Source organism: Tropicimonas sp. TH_r6 (assembly GCF_033101155.1).
In the GTDB taxonomy this organism is placed as follows: Bacteria; Pseudomonadota; Alphaproteobacteria; order Rhodobacterales; family Rhodobacteraceae; genus Tropicimonas.
The window spans coordinates 26,882-41,568 of record NZ_JAWMPX010000026.1; the positions used below are offsets into that span (position 1 = coordinate 26,882).

9 protein-coding genes are annotated in these 14,687 nt (G+C 62.4%); 4 read left to right on the forward strand and 5 right to left on the reverse strand.

From position 1 onward, the window contains the following. Window positions 1–73: 73 nt before the first annotated feature. The 3 genes from lipA to R3X27_RS19930 all read right to left on the reverse strand — a co-directional run bounded on the left by lipA (window position 74) and on the right by R3X27_RS19930 (window position 3,207). The gene (lipA, locus tag R3X27_RS19920; RefSeq protein ID WP_317710645.1) at window positions 74–1,024 is read right to left on the reverse strand and encodes a lipoyl synthase; all 951 of its coding nucleotides are present in this window, start codon (window positions 1,022–1,024) and stop codon (window positions 74–76) included. Between the two features lie 244 nt (window positions 1,025–1,268). Beyond that, the gene (locus tag R3X27_RS19925; protein ID WP_317710646.1) at window positions 1,269–1,901 is read right to left on the reverse strand and encodes an MliC family protein; all 633 of its coding nucleotides are present in this window, start codon (window positions 1,899–1,901) and stop codon (window positions 1,269–1,271) included. Between the two features lie 196 nt (window positions 1,902–2,097). Beyond that, a complete protein-coding gene (locus R3X27_RS19930) occupies window positions 2,098–3,207 on the reverse strand; it encodes a DUF6456 domain-containing protein (protein ID WP_317710647.1) in 1,110 nt (369 codons plus the stop codon). A gap of 245 nt (window positions 3,208–3,452) precedes the next feature. Here R3X27_RS19930 and R3X27_RS19935 point away from each other — a divergent pair, with 245 nt between their 5' ends. Beyond that, window positions 3,453–3,749 (forward strand): DUF6477 family protein, encoded by a 297-nt coding sequence (locus tag R3X27_RS19935; RefSeq protein WP_317710648.1) that lies wholly within the window; start codon window positions 3,453–3,455, stop codon window positions 3,747–3,749. 586 nt (window positions 3,750–4,335) lie between these two features. Continuing rightward, a complete protein-coding gene (locus R3X27_RS19940; protein ID WP_317710649.1) occupies window positions 4,336–4,569 on the forward strand; it encodes a hypothetical protein in 234 nt (77 codons plus the stop codon). Window positions 4,570–4,592: 23 nt separating this feature from the next. Here the strand turns inward: R3X27_RS19940 and R3X27_RS19945 are convergent, their stop codons facing one another. Continuing rightward, window positions 4,593–5,231 carry an XRE family transcriptional regulator gene (locus R3X27_RS19945; protein ID WP_317710650.1) on the reverse strand — a complete coding sequence of 213 codons (639 nt, stop codon included), beginning with the start codon at window positions 5,229–5,231 and terminating at the stop codon, window positions 4,593–4,595. 171 nt (window positions 5,232–5,402) lie between these two features. Between R3X27_RS19945 and R3X27_RS19950 the strand changes: the two genes are divergently transcribed. Both R3X27_RS19950 and R3X27_RS19955 read left to right on the forward strand, forming a co-directional pair. Beyond that, window positions 5,403–6,914 carry a class I adenylate-forming enzyme family protein gene (locus tag R3X27_RS19950; RefSeq protein ID WP_317710651.1) on the forward strand — a complete coding sequence of 504 codons (1,512 nt, stop codon included), beginning with the start codon at window positions 5,403–5,405 and terminating at the stop codon, window positions 6,912–6,914. Between the two features lie 153 nt (window positions 6,915–7,067). Further along, window positions 7,068–9,488 (forward strand): FAD-dependent oxidoreductase, encoded by a 2,421-nt coding sequence (locus tag R3X27_RS19955; RefSeq protein ID WP_317710652.1) that lies wholly within the window; start codon window positions 7,068–7,070, stop codon window positions 9,486–9,488. 1,008 nt (window positions 9,489–10,496) lie between these two features. On the opposite strand, the gene R3X27_RS19960 is transcribed toward R3X27_RS19955, so the two are convergent. Continuing rightward, a complete protein-coding gene (locus tag R3X27_RS19960) occupies window positions 10,497–14,210 on the reverse strand; it encodes a Hint domain-containing protein (protein WP_317710653.1) in 3,714 nt (1,237 codons plus the stop codon). Between the last annotated feature and the right edge of the window lie 477 nt (window positions 14,211–14,687).

Genomic DNA, 14,687 nt, shown 5'->3' on the forward strand with positions numbered 1-14,687 from the left:
TGCCCTCCGAAGCAACAAATATGCTTCGGGCGATAGCATCGCCGTGGCGTAAGGCGCCATGGTTCAGGTCATTTCAAACCTTGGCGAGTTTCGCCGCCCGCGCCACCCTGAGTCGTTCGAAATCATCGCCGGCATGGAAGCTGGAACGGGTCAGCGGTGTCGCCGAGACCATCAGGAATCCCTTGCCATAGGCGGCCTTCTCGTAGGACTTGAACTCGTCGGGTTCGACGAAACGTTCGACCGCGTGGTGCTTGGGCGACGGCTGGAGGTACTGGCCAATGGTCAGGAAGTCGATATCGGCCGACCGCATGTCATCCATAGCCTGCAAGACGCCCTGCCGATCCTCGCCCAGACCGACCATGATGCCCGATTTGGTGAACATCGACGGGTCCAGTTCCTTGACACGTTGCAGGAGCCGCAGCGAGTGGAAGTAGCGCGCGCCGGGACGCACCGTCGGGTAGAGCCCAGGCACGGTTTCGAGATTGTGGTTGAAGACGTCCGGCCTCGCTTCTACAACAACTTCAAGGACTTCCGGGGCGCACTTGAGGAAATCCGGGGTCAGTATCTCGATCGTACTCTCGGGCGAACGGTGGCGGATGGCCCGGATCGTTTGCGCGAAATGCTCCGCCCCGCCATCTTCGAGATCGTCGCGGTCCACCGAGGTGATGACGACATGTTTCAGCCCCAGCTTCTGCACCGCATGGGCGACGCGGCCGGGCTCGAACGCGTCAAGCGCATCCGGACGACCGGTGGCGACATTGCAGAAGGTGCAGCCCCGCGTACAGATCTCGCCCATGATCATCATCGTGGCATGACCGCGCGTCCAGCATTCGCCGACATTCGGACAGCCCGCTTCTTCGCAAACCGTCGGCAGCCCGTGCTCGCGCATGATCTTGTGCGTCGCGTTGTAGCCCTCGCCGCCGGGCGCGCGGACCCGGATCCAGGACGGCTTCTTCGGCTGGGCATTGTCCGGGCGATGGGCCTTCTCGGGATGCCGTTCGCCGGGGATCTTCAGATCGCGCATTTTCATTCCTCGCTCTGCCCGGCCCGGATCGGCCGCTGCATCCTGCAGTAACACCAAATTTCGGCACAATGCGCAACGCATGGCCGCGCTGCCCATGCCGCATTTCACCGTCTTTCTTGCGCCCACGCTGACGGCAAGACAGGGTATCTACCCTTTCCCTCATATGGGCAGCGATCTACGCAATGCATAGGAATAGTGTTCCAAGCTTTTCGCCAAGGCCGGATCAGACCTTGAAACAGCCGGTTTATCCCGTCGGGTCTTCCTGGCACGGCAGTGTTTCCCCGGCCACGGTGCTGAGCATCGCTTCATCCCCCTTCAACCAGAAGACAATCGGTGCGCTTCCCCAGTTCGCTGACTCGTAGCGACTTCCGGACGCCGAGGGTACACGCGGCAGCACCACCGCCCTGTCGCGCCACCGCAACACGACCGATGGAGCGGATGTCGCCATGAAACTCGCGCTGATCAGCGCGCCGAGCCCGTCGCAAGCATAGGCGTAGGGCCCGGTCGACGCGCCTTCGCCGCCGCGGGCATCCGCAAACTCCCGACGAATCTCATCAATCCGAAATGCATATTCACTGGCCACGCAAGGCTCCAGGCCGAGATCCGACTTCCAGCAATCGTCGCGTCCCTTGATCCAGCCGCGCTGCGTCTCCTTCAACCATTGCCGAGACTCCGCATCCGCTCCACCCTCTTGCGCGAGCCCATAGACCCGCGCCAGTTCCCGGTCCAGCTCAGCGAGCGCGGGTGAGGAACAGACCGTCATCTCCGCCTCGCTTTCGACCTTTGCACAGTCGAAACTCGGAGTTTCAGCTGACTCAGCGTTCGCACTGACGGCACAGGCAATTGCTCCAAGAGCCATCGAAACCTTTTGCAGCATTCCCGTTCCCTCCCGATGATCGCCCACCACATCTTCGCCGCAGGATCAGTCCAGTTCGGCTCCAGCGTCGCGCAGGCGCCAGAAAACTTCAACCTTGGCGTTACTCTGGCGCCCCCGACACACGTCACACGAACAAAAAACGGGCGCCCCTGGAAGGACGCCCGACTGCTCGTTTCTGCCTTGTTTTTGATGGAACTCAGCCAATCATACCGCGACCTGGCCCGTAAACTTCTTCATAATGGCGCGCGAGACGCTGTAGCGCGATGCGGAGCACGATCTTGCCCGAACGGGCTGACCAACCAAGCCGCTTCTCGGTCGCCTCCAGACCTTCGAGATAGCAGCAACAGCGCAGAACCATGTCACCAAGGCCCGGCCCCAATTCTTCCAGCGCCTTTGCCACGCGATCACGCGCACCCTCGGTCCCGGAGACCGGATCGCTGGCGCCAAACCCGCCACGCGCGCCGGCCGTCAGGAAACGCTCCCAGTTCTGCGCCACACGCGGCCCCATCTGGGCCAGCTCGAAATCCTCGCGAAGACGCTCGGCCGCGACAACCATCTCCGGTTCCAGAAAGGGCGAACCGTCTTTCTCGCGCCGTCGCGAAAGCGCCACAACCGGGCTCTCCGCCATGTTGTACCGCACACGGCGCGGCTTGGACGGCTCCTCGTCGTCCAGAACGACCTTGTGGCCCCATTCGCGATGCTGGTCCCCAAATGGCATGGGGGCTTCTGCGAAACCGCCTGCCTCACTGCGATCCTCGCTCAGCATCCGCTTCAGCGCGCTGCGGCCGGCCGAGGTGATCATGTAGCTGGCCACCCTTCCCGCAGATTTGCAGGTGATCCACTCCTTGAGCGCGAAGGCATGAGCGACATTGCGGTCGACCACAGCGGTTCTGTTCGTGTTTCCATCCGGCATTTCGCGCAGGACGGCGGCTTTTTCCATATCGGTGGCGACGGCGAGCACGGCTCCGCTTTCGGCCAGCCGACGCAGCACGCGGCGGGCCTCGCGGTTCACGGTCGCCTCGTCACAGATCTTGCGGCTGGGCATGTCTACCGGAGAGAAATGAGCGGTCATCGGGGCGGTCTCCTCAGGTCCTTGATTGCAGTCATAGGTCCTGAAATGAGCTCGGCCCAGATGCGCCAGCGCCTCGTCCACCAGCGGATCGTCCCGCCGTTGTTCGAAGCGCCGGATGCGGCGTAGGATCGTCGAAGCATGACAGCCTTCGGCACGGGCGACCTCTCGGATCGACTGCCCCTGCTCGGTATGCCGAAGGTAATGCATGGCGGCCTGCGGGACCCATCCGGGCATCTCGCCCGTCCGTTCATTTTTTTTATATCCCGACATAAAGCCCCCTTGACGTCCTTTTTCCTTTTTTGCGTTGGGCATCCAACATCTAGTGCCGGATTGGTTACTCACAGGTTAATTTCAGAACCTCCATCCAAAATTGTTTAAAAATCGCAAACAATTCTAACGAACCCGTGCGGTCTTATCCACAGAATCGCAACACGCGCCAGAGTTGTGCCACGGTTTGGCCACATTCACGGAGACCTGACATGACTGATTTTTCTCAAGCTCTCGCCAATCTGCGCCGCCCTGGTCTTCTGATCCGTGCGGCCCGCCACGGGCAACAAGGATATGACCGCAAACGCGACCTCAAACGCATCACCCGGGGCGACGAAGTCCCTGCACCAGAGCGGGCCGTCCGGCGGTTGATGGACCTGGAGGCGGAGCTCGAATACAGCCGCCGCACTCGTGACGCCGCCTATTCGCCGACGCGCCATGTCGAAACCCTCATCGCATTGATGGCGGAAGCCCGGGCGCTCTTCAGTCGCGGCCCGGTGGCCGTCTGACACCAGCGTTGCGGCCTGCCAACCGCAACAGATTTCTTTCGTGTATCCCTCGACTTGCGCGGCCTCCAAATGGAGCGCCGCGTCTTTTTCGTATCTTCCCAGAGCGCGCGATGATGTTGGAGGTCCACGAAAATATCTGAAAGCGGGACGCAAAAGCTCCGTCGATGCTGAGCACCGGATCAATGTCGAAGAGGATGTACGGTTTTCGCACGTTTTGAGGGTGTGTCGATCGCCTATAATGACGGCCTTCGTCCTGGAGCCCCAGCCAAGAAACCTGTTCCAAGCGGCGAAAACCAGACAGTTTCGACCACACCGATCCCCGCCAAGCAAAACCTCTGGCCTTCCGCGAATCATGAGTCGTTCACCGTCTGATTCGCTCCGAATCCCTAACCTTGGAAGGCTAACCCCCTGACAAATGGCCGTTAACCTTTCGTTTACGAATGTGAAACAATCCTGTTTCAACAATAGCTTGTTTCACACAGACCCAGATGGACGAAAGATTATTCCGCAGCGCAGCATGAATCGGATAAACTGCTCCGAGGCTGCCAGCGAATGATTTTCAGAAACGAACAGGAGGAGGAACGCGATGACTTGGGGGGATCTTTTTCGGGACTGGCATGGCCAGATCGACACCCTTTCAAACCTGTTTCCACATGCCGACCCGTCGGCCTTGGCCCGTTTTCGAGGCAACCGCGGTCTATTGGCGCAATACATCGCCGACACCCATGAACTGACCCTGGAAGAAGGCACCGAAGCGGTTGAACTCCGCCTCTTGCCGAGCGCCCGGAGCGTCGCGCAGCAGTTGGTCGCGGCGGAGTAATTTCCCGACAACTGGATCGTCAGTCAGCCCAGCGAGGTGACCCACAGGATGGTCGCGTCTTCCTGACTGACCGAGACAACGTTGTGACCCATCGTGGCGTCATAATAAGCACTGTCACCCCGGCGCATTTCCACCGGCGCATAGAATTCCGTGTAAAGCCGGACCACGCCAGTCAGCACCAGAAGAAATTCCTCGCCATCATGGCGTACCCAGCCATCGAATTCCTCCATCGACCGGGCACGAATGCGGGCGCGATAGGGCAACATCTTCTTGCTCGTCAGCCGCTCGGCCAGAAGCTCGTGCTCATAGGTCGTGGTCGCGTGGGCAGCGCCCTCGCCCGCAACCGTCACCACCATTCGCCCGTTCGCCTCGACCTGCGCCGGCGGCGTGAAAAGCTGCGGCACAGAAATACTCAACCCCTCTGCGAGTTTCTTGAGCGCCTCATATGTCGGCGACATCTGTCCGTTCTCGATCTTCGACAGGGTCGACCGCGCCAGCCCCGCCTGCCCTGCCGCCTGTTCCAGCGTCCAGCCACGCGCCTTGCGCAGCTCGCGCACACGCTCGCCCAGATCCAGCGGCTCGCCATCGAGCGTTTCGCCGCTCTCGCGGGCGATACGGATAAGGGATTTCGGGTCGGTGTGCAGCTTATCAAGATCGGACATGGCGTGTTTCTAGGCATCCCGCGCCCGTGGCGCAATGGTGGAGCCCCGTCATCCGGCAGGAGTGGACAGAGAGCCGAGATCCCTCAGGGCGTGTAGCAGGGCCGCGCAACCATGCCCGGCACGCCAAATGCGGGGCTTGCCCGCGCCCGCACGCTTTCGTAGGGCTCGGACATGGTTTCGCTCCACCACGATACACCCCCGCCGCCACCACCGGCCGAGTTCAACATGGCGGCCTATGTCCTCGCCCGCGCCGAGGCGCAGCCAGACAAGCTTGCTCTGTCGATCCTGTCACCCACAGGTGCCGCGCGCTGGCGCTACGGCGCACTCGCACAGGCCGTGGCCGGGATCGCGGCCGGCCTGCGCGCGACAGGGCTGGAACCGGGCGACCGGTTGCTGATGCGGTTGGGCAATGAGGTCGAATTTCCGCTGGCCTTTCTCGGTGCGATCCGGGCCGGCATCGTGCCGATCCCGGCCTCCTCGGCGCTGACTGTGCCGGAGATCACGCGGATCGCGGCCGAAACGAAGCCGGCCGCGATCGTGGCCGCGGCCGGCGCCTCCCTGCCCGAACGTTGCGCCTGCCCGATCCTGTCCGCGGAACGCCTGCGCGAGATGGAGGCATTGCCACCGGAGCCGCCCCAATTGGGCGACCCGAACCGCCTGGCCTATATCGTCTACACCTCCGGCACCTCGGGCCGGCCGCGCGGCGTGATGCATGCCCATCGCGCGGTCTGGGCGCGGCGAATGATGTGGGACGATTGGTACGGGCTGCGTGACAACGACCGGATGCTGCATGCCGGGGCCTTCAACTGGACCTTCACGCTGGGCACGGGCCTGCTCGACCCCTGGGCTATTGGCGCGACGGCGTTGATCCCGGCAGCGGGCACGAAGCCAGCTCAGCTCCCCTTGCTTCTGAAGCGCCACGACGCAACGCTTTTTGCAGCTGCACCAGGCATTTACCGGCAGATCCTGAAGCAACACCCGACCTTGGACCTGCCGCGCCTGCGCCACGGTCTCTCGGCCGGAGAGAAACTGCCGGACACGCTCCGCACGGGCTGGGAAGCTGCATCGGGGACGCCAGTCCACGAGGCGCTCGGCATGTCCGAATGCTCGACCTTCCTCTCCGGCAGCCCCGCGCGCCCGGCCCCGCCGGGAAGCTCCGGCTATCCCCAGGACGGACGGCGGCTTGCCGTGCTCGACCCGGCGGGCAGCCCGGTTGCACGCGGCGTTCCGGGCGTCCTGGCGATCCACCGCAGCGATCCGGGCCTGATGCTGGGCTATCTCGACGCGCCCGAGGAGACCGAAGCACGGTTTCGTGGCCCATGGTTCCTGACCGGAGATGTTGCACGGATGGAGCCGGATGGCGCGGTTCGATATCTCGGGCGGGATGACGACATGATGAATGCGGGCGGTTTCCGGGTCTCGCCGCTGGAGATCGAGGCCGCTCTGGCCGCGCATCCGGGGATCACGGAAATCGCCTGTGCCGAGGTCGAGGTGAAGGCGGATGTGCGCGTGATCGGCGCATTTTATACCGGCCCGGAGGACCTGCCGGAGGCCCTGCTCGCCAGCTTTGCCGCCGAACGACTGGCCGGTTACAAATGCCCCCGCCTCTATCGCCATGTCGAAAGCCTTCCCCGAACGGGGAACAACAAGATCAACCGCCGAGCCTTGTCGGCCCGCCACTGACAGGTATCTCTCGCGTTTCGATCCAGGAACGCACGTCACTGCGTCACATGTCGAATGAACCCACGGCCCGTTTGCGACATTGGCCGTCGCCTTTGACCATGCCAGCGCCCCGATGCCCCGCGACCCTGTCTGCACATATTGGCGGAGGGCTCCATGAAAACCACATCCCAGGTTTGTGTCATCGGCGGAGGCGTCGTGGGCGTTTCGGTGCTCTATCACCTGACCAAGCTCGGCTGGAGCGATGTCCTGCTCATCGAACGTTCGGAACTGACCAGCGGCTCGACCTGGCATGCCGCTGGTGGCTTTCACACGCTCAACGGCGACACCAACATGGCCGCCCTGCAAGGTTACACGATCCGGCTCTACAAGGAGCTGGAACAGATCACCGGCATGTCCTGCGGCCTGCACCATGTCGGCGGCATCACCCTCGCGGACAGCCAGGAGCGCTTCGACATGCTCAAGGCCGAGCGCGCCAAGCACCGCTATATGGGGCTCGAGACAGAAATCCTGTCCCCAAGCGAAATCAAACAGATGGCAGAGCTTGTGAATGTGGACGGGATCGTCGGCGGACTCTACGATCCGCTTGACGGCCATCTCGACCCCTCCGGCACAACCCATGCCTATGCCAAGGCCGCGCGCATGGCCGGGGCGGAGATCGAGACCCATTGCATGGTGCGCGAGACCAATCCCCGGCCCGACGGCACATGGGATGTCGTCACCGACAAGGGCACAATCCATGCCGAGCATGTCGTCAATGCCGGCGGTCTCTGGGCGCGCGAGATCGCGGCAATGGCGGGTAACTACCTGCCGCTTCTGCCGATGGCGCATCAATACATCGTCACCGATGACATCCCGGAAATCGTCGCCCGCGAGACCGAGTTCCCGCATATCATGGATCCGGGAGGCGAAAGCTACATGCGCCAGGAGGGGCGCGGGCTCTGCATCGGGTTTTATGAGAAGCCCTGCGAGGCCTGGTCGGTGGACGGCACACCCTGGGATTTCGGCCATGAACTGCTCAATGACCAGTTCGAGAAGATCGAGGAGTCCATTGCCTTTGCCTATCGCCGCGTGCCCGTTCTGGAAACCGCAGGCGTAAAATCCGTCATTCACGGCCCCTTCACCTTCGCCCCCGACGGCAATCCGTTGGTCGGGCCGGTTCCCGGCTTGCGCAACTACTGGGCCGCAGCCGCGGTCATGGCCGGGTTCAGCCAGGGCGGCGGGGTCGGCCTGACCTTGGCGCAATGGATCGTCAACGGCCAGCCAGAGCAAAACAGCTTCGCGTTGGACGTGGCACGGTACGGAAAATGGACGACGCCGGGCTACACGATCCCCAAGGTGATCGAGAATTACCAGAACCGGTTCTCCGTCAGCTTCCCCAATGAAGAATTGCCCGCCGCCCGTCCCTTCCGGACGACGCAGATGTACGACCTCTTCAAGGGGATGAACGCCGTCTTCGGCCAGCAATACGGGCTCGAAGTGGTCAACTACTTCGCACTGCCGGGCGATGAGCCCTACGAGACCCCGAGCTTCCGCCGGTCCAATGCCTGGGAGGCGGTACGACAGGAGGTCTTGGCGGTTCGCGAAGGCGTCGGCATCAACGAGGTGCAGAATTTCGGCAAGTTCCGCGTGACCGGCCCAAATGCCCTCGCCTGGCTCGATCGGATCATGGCAGGGCGGATCCCCAAACCAGGTCGCATCGCGCTGACACCGATGCTGGACCCGGCCGGCCGCCTGATCGGCGATTTCACGATTTCCTGCCTCGCGGAAGGCGATTTCCAGCTCACCGCCTCCTATGGCGCGCAGGATTACCACCTGCGCTGGTTCGAGCAGCATCTCGACAGCGGCAGCGGCGTGCGGCTGCGCAATGTTTCCGACCGACGCACGGGGTTCCAGATCGCGGGCCCGAAAGCGCGGGATCTGCTGTCGCGCGTCACCCGCGCGGACGTCTCCAACGAGAGCTTCCGTTTCCTCGATGTGAAACGAATGACTGTCGGCATGGCGGAGGCCATTGTCCAACGGGTCTCCTATACCGGCGACCTCGGCTACGAGATCTTCGTTTCGCCCGAAAGCCAGCGCCACCTGTGGCATGTTCTCAGCGCGGCCGGCTCCGATCTCGGCCTGCGGCCTTTCGGAATGCGGGCGATGATGTCACTCCGGCTCGACAAGGGCTTCGGGTCCTGGCTAAGCGAATACTCCCCCGATTACACACCAGCCGAAACCGGGCTGGACCGGTTCATTGCATGGAAGAAGGAGACCGATTTCATCGGACGCGCAGCGGCGGAAGCCGAACGTAAATCGGGGCCGGCGCGCAAGCTCTGCAGCTTTATCGTCGCGGCGGGGGAGGCGGATGTCGTTGGCTATGAACCGATCTGGCTCGAGGGCGCGGTGGTCGGGTTCTGCACCTCGGGTGGCTATTCACATTATGCCGGGAAATCCGTTGCCATCGGTTTCCTGCCGGTGGACCGGATCGCCGAGGGGCTCGACGTCGAGATCGAGATATTAGGTGAGATGTGCGCGGCAACGCTCTGCACAACGCCGCTCTTCGACGCCGACGGCGTCCGCATGCGCGGCTGAAATTCGGGACGGAAAAAAACGGGGATGGACGGCGAGCAGCGCGCCCACCCCCAGAGAAACGCCGTCCTTGGGGGATCAATGCAGCCGTGCTGCCGCCCCGTCCTGCGGCGCGAATCCGCGTTCAAACTCCAGTTTTCCTGTCTGGGAAGAGATCCTGCCGGCCAGGGGCAGTGCCTGAGGCGCGTCGCGCCGGCTCCCCTCCTTGCCCAACATCACCCGTATCGTCGCCCGTTTGTCGGGCCCGCTTCGGCTCATCGCCATCCACAGGACCGAAAGTACACCACTTTCGACCAACACCCTGTCACCGGGACGGAGCCCGGCGACAGGTCTTGGTCCGGAAGGTGTCTCCACCCTGTCCCCCGGCCGATGGACGCGCAGCACTTGTCGTGCGGACACACCGTCGGCCGACGGCATCGCTGCCAGCTTTTGTTCTGCCATATCTGCCTCTTCGGCGGCGTTTCTTAGTGAGCCGTCCGTTATGGGCTGAAGTTAACATCCGCGTGATTCGCTTGGGCAGCGGGAAATGAAACGGCGCGGAACTCGCTGGAAAGGTGAGTCTTTTGGGGGACACCTGACCAGAGGCGGGGGCGACCCTGGAAGGGCCCGTGCCGGATCGGCGTGCGGTGAAGCCGTTCGCCGCGGTTGGACCGGTCCGGGAGAACAGTCGTGCCAGCACCTGCCCGTACGCTGGCGCGAAAGCAATCGTACTCAGCACGTTTTCTCTACCAAGTCCGAAGAAGACCTCTCCGCTGCGTGTAGGCGACAAAGCGTCAGCTCGCCGGAACGAAACAGCGCTGCGTTCCGGCCATTGCAAGCAATCGCATAGAGAGGGCATGCATCAGAATGCCGGACTGGACGACGCCGTCGGCTTGGTTCCGTGCTCATCACCGGTCTGCTCAGAAGTCCTCACGCTGCTCCGAGACGACATGGATCTAATCCTGAGAGCCAAATGCACAAAGGGGAAGCGAAACCGCTTCCCCCAGGCCCTGTGCCCCCACCCAGAGCCGACTATTGCTGTAGCAGCACCGCCTCGTGCCTCTTCAGCGTCCGGCGCGCGGCGACATAGTCGTCGCGACCATTTTGTCTGCCGAGGTCCGGGAAAAGCTCCAGGATCTCGTCCCGCTGAGCGCTGTCGATCCCGTTCAGCGTGTAGTCACCCGGTTGGAAACTCTCGGTCCAGGCGCCGTCCGCAAGAACCACCTCATGGCAATCGAACATGAAGTGGATATAGGTCGTCTGCAACTGCGGCAGCCGCCTGATGCCGTGTCGTCCGACCAGGTGTTTGGCCGCGACCAGGACCTCGTGTTCGGCGAAGTAGAGCGAGGTACGATCGTCGGCAACCAGCATACGGTGGTTCGGCGAAACAAGCATGTCGCGCTCGGGCAAATCGTCGCCAAGCGAACCGGCCGGGATCAGGATCGGTTGCAGATGCGGCACCTTCGAGAGCTTGCCATAATCCAGCGCCTTCCGACCGGACCAGCGAACCTCCTGCACACCATTGTCGCGGGTGATGATCTCGTCTCCGACGCAGATTTCCTCAACCAGCTTTTCTCCCGACGGCGTTGCGACGCGGGTCCCCGGTGTGAAGCAAGGGATGACATTCTCGATCTCGGAGAAGGTCGCGATTCCGGCGACCGTCGTTCCATCGGCCTCGTAGAAGGTGACGGTGCCGGACTCGGTGGTCGGATCGCCATTGGTCCAGTTCACCGTCAGTGGGTTGGCATAGCCGGTCAGGTCGATCGTGTCATTGTCGTCGCCGGCTTCACCGCCGAAGACGACATCGCCCGGTCCAACCTGGAAGAAGGTATCCGCATCGGCGCCACCGAAAGCGACATCGACATCAGTATCGTCGCCAAGCGACAGACTGTCCGCACCGCCATCGCCATAGAGGACATCCTTGCCCTCGCCCGCGACCAGCGTGTCGGCCGAATTGTCGTTGGTGGTGCTGTCGACCGCATCGGCATCGCCACCCACCAGCACGTCATTGCCGGCACCGCCGATCAACTCGTCCTGTCCGGAACCACCGACGAGAACGTCATTGCCCTCCCCGCCCTCGAGCAGGTCTACGCCCTCGTCGCCGCGCAGCTGGTCATCACCGTCGCCGCCGGCCAACGCGTCATTGCCTTCCTCGCCGCGAATGATGTCATTGCCCGCACCGCCATCGACATCATCATCCCCGGAACCGGCCAGAACATAGTCATTGCCCAGCCCGGATTCGATGACGTCCTGCCCCGCGTAGCCGCGGACCACATCGTCATAGCCGCCAAGCCCGGGGAGCGAGACGCCGTCATCGATCTGGTCGCCCTCGGCATCGACATAGCTGCTGTCCATGATGTCGTCGCCGGAGGTGCCGTCGACGATAAGATCCGAAGTGATATCCGGCAGGTCGGTGACTTCACGGGTCGCGGTCTCCGCGCCGGTGGCCGCAACGGGCTCTGGCTCGGGGATCACATAGCTGATGTTCTCGGTATTTTCGAAGGTCGCTGTCGAAACCGGGGTTTCCGAGCCGAAATCGAGAAAGCTGATCGTGCCGGAGGTCGGGTCCGTCGGGTCGTCATATTCGATGATCGCCGGGCCGGAGAGCACCATCGTGTCCTCGCCATCTCCGCCATCGATATGGTCACCTTCCGCGACACCGACGAAGAGATCGTCGCCCGCATCGCCCGACTGGGTATCCGCGCCCTCGCCGCCGACGATCACATCCGATCCCTCACCGCCGGAGATCACGTCGTCGCCTTTGTCGCCGAAGAGGATATCGCCATCATCGCCGCCATCGATCACGTCATTGCCGTCACCGCCGCCGATAAGGTCGCGCCCCGCGTCGCCGAGGATCCTGTCATCGCCTTCGCCGCCAAGAATCAGGTCGGTATCTGCGCCGCCCTCTATATGATCGTCGCCCTGGCCACCAAGGATGACATCCTCGCCGGTGCCGCCAGAGATGATGTCCTCATCGATACCACCATCGATAAAGTCATTGCCGGCATCGCCGAAGATCGTGTCGTCGTCGTCCTGACCATAAATCGTGTCATTGCCGTCGCCGCCACGGATCACGTCCATGCCGTTATCCTGGACCGGATCCGCGCCGTATGTATCGGTGCCGTCATCCTTGATGTTCAGCGGATCGAACTCGTAACCGAAGCCGAGGCCGCCATAGATCACGTCATCGCCCGCGCCGCCGTCGATATCGTCGGAGCCCTCGCCGCCAATGATCGTGTCGGCCCCCTCGCCGCCCAGGATCGTGTCGGCGTCGAGCCCGCCATCAATCATGTCGTCGCCGTCGCCGCCATCAATGTAGTCTGCATCGTCGCCGGTGGTGATCGTGTCATTGCCGGCGCCGCCAAGGACCGTGTCCATGTCATCCGTCGTGTCGCGGTCGGCCGGAATCACCGGGGTGCGGGGATATTCGAAACCGAGGTCAGGAAACGCATCGCCGGTCGAAGAAGTGTCGATCACATCGTTGCCATCGCCACCATCGACCGTATCGGAGCCGTCTCCGCCAGTGATGGTGTCATTGCCGCCACCGCCGTAGATCTCGTCATCTCCCGCGCCACCGTCGAGGATGTCGTCTCCCTCGGCGCTGTCATCATATCCCACGGCATCAGAGCTGTAGTCGACATGCGCATTGTCGAAACTGGCGCCTGAAGCCCCGAGATCCACGCTCACGACCACATCGTTGAAATCCCCGCCGCATCCCGACTGATCCTCGAAGGCAATGGTCACGGCGCCGGAGGTCGGGTCGATGCCGACAAGCTCGGTATGTTCCCTGCCGTCCGAGTTGAGGTCGACATTGTCGCCATAACCGGAGGACAGGAACGTCCCCTCGGGGCTGATAATGCCGATGCCGACGATATCGCCCGGTGAGACCTCGTACTCGTAGGTGTTCCCGCTCTCATGCAGGGTGTTCGAGCTGAGCATTTCCAGGTTGGTGATCTCACCCGTGTCCGGGTCGATCGTGTAGACGAAGAGCTTGTTGGCGTAGGACACCGTCGTCCCCTCGCCCAGCGTGATCGTCACCGTGTCCTTCTCGACCTGGGCGCGGTCGCCCCAGATCTCGTCATCGTCCGCGCCGCCATAGACCTCGTCATCGCCCGCACCAGCCCAAACGATGTCGTCATCCGCGGCCTCTCCGGGCAGGATGGCGTCGCCACCGTCGATCGTGTCGCCTTCGGGATCGCCGGTATAGCCGAGGCTGATGAAGTCGTCGTTCTCCGTGCCCTCGACAATGCCGTCAGGATCGCCGGGACGGTCGATGGAAAAGGCGAGGTCGTCAATCGCGCCGGAGATAGGGTTCGTGACCTCCATCACGTAGACGCCTTCGCAATCGATATCGACGAGGCAGGAACCGCCATTCGCCGTGCTCGGAAGGTCGATCATCTTGAGAACGTCGCCATTCTCGTCATAGCAGGTGATCGTGCCGCCTTGCTCGAAATCGAGCAGGTTCAACGACTGGACATGGGCCGCGCTGTCGAACTCAAAGGTGATCGTGCCACCCGACGCGTTATCGTCGGGATCGCTTGAATCGCCATCCTCGGAAATGATCAGAACATTCCCCGCCGTGTCCGAAGCGAGATCTGTATCCCCTCCTGTCGGGTTGGCCGTGTCGAAGATCATCGCTGGATTGCAGACGTTCGAAGTCGAGATCGTGACGCCTTTGTCCGCGTATTGATCACTGACGACAGCCCCGGTGGCCAGATCGTTGAAATCCAGAATGATGTTGCTCATTGCCGGCTCCTGTCAAATCCGCCACGGCGCAGCGGCAGTATGGCCCCGGGAGAATTAAAATTTTCATACATACTCAAATCGCGGAGGTTCGTGTCGCCGGCAGCCAACTCCGGGCCGACCGGGTAAGGCTGTCGGCTCCTTTCGGTCGCCATGCCGGTTTCCTCCATCATTCGCATCCGTGTTTCAGGCGACATTCGCAGAAAGGCGACCGCCGCACTGTCAGACCGAGCCGTGAAGAAACGGAAAAGCGATCGGAGGCCCATGGGATGTTGACGACAGCCGTCAGCCGTCGTGACACCCGGTCTTCCCGGATGCCGTCACACCTCATACGTCCACACTTTCCGTTAAATGGCGGCAGCCATAACGCTGTGCGCGGCCGCCCCCGCAGCCTGCAAATATCGCCCCCCAGTTGGGTTGATTGGTGATACCGCGTGGAGTTGCCTCCAAGGAAGCGAAAATTGTCAGGAAAGTGGCAGC

Excerpts from the sequence above, each read along its gene's own strand:
- R3X27_RS19930 (WP_317710647.1), bottom strand. The coding sequence starts at position 3,207 with ATGCCCGGATGGGTCCCGCAGGCCGCCATGCATTACCTTCGGCATACC.
- R3X27_RS19955 (WP_317710652.1), top strand. The coding sequence starts at position 7,068 with ATGAAAACCACATCCCAGGTTTGTGTCATCGGCGGAGGCGTCGTGGGC.
- R3X27_RS19945 (WP_317710650.1), bottom strand. The coding sequence starts at position 5,231 with ATGTCCGATCTTGATAAGCTGCACACCGACCCGAAATCCCTTATCCGT.
- R3X27_RS19950 (WP_317710651.1), top strand. The coding sequence starts at position 5,403 with ATGGTTTCGCTCCACCACGATACACCCCCGCCGCCACCACCGGCCGAG.
- R3X27_RS19925 (WP_317710646.1), bottom strand. The coding sequence starts at position 1,901 with ATGCTGCAAAAGGTTTCGATGGCTCTTGGAGCAATTGCCTGTGCCGTC.
- lipA (WP_317710645.1), bottom strand. The coding sequence starts at position 1,024 with ATGCGCGATCTGAAGATCCCCGGCGAACGGCATCCCGAGAAGGCCCAT.
- R3X27_RS19940 (WP_317710649.1), top strand. The coding sequence starts at position 4,336 with ATGACTTGGGGGGATCTTTTTCGGGACTGGCATGGCCAGATCGACACC.
- R3X27_RS19960 (WP_317710653.1), bottom strand. The coding sequence starts at position 14,210 with ATGAGCAACATCATTCTGGATTTCAACGATCTGGCCACCGGGGCTGTC.
- R3X27_RS19935 (WP_317710648.1), top strand. The coding sequence starts at position 3,453 with ATGACTGATTTTTCTCAAGCTCTCGCCAATCTGCGCCGCCCTGGTCTT.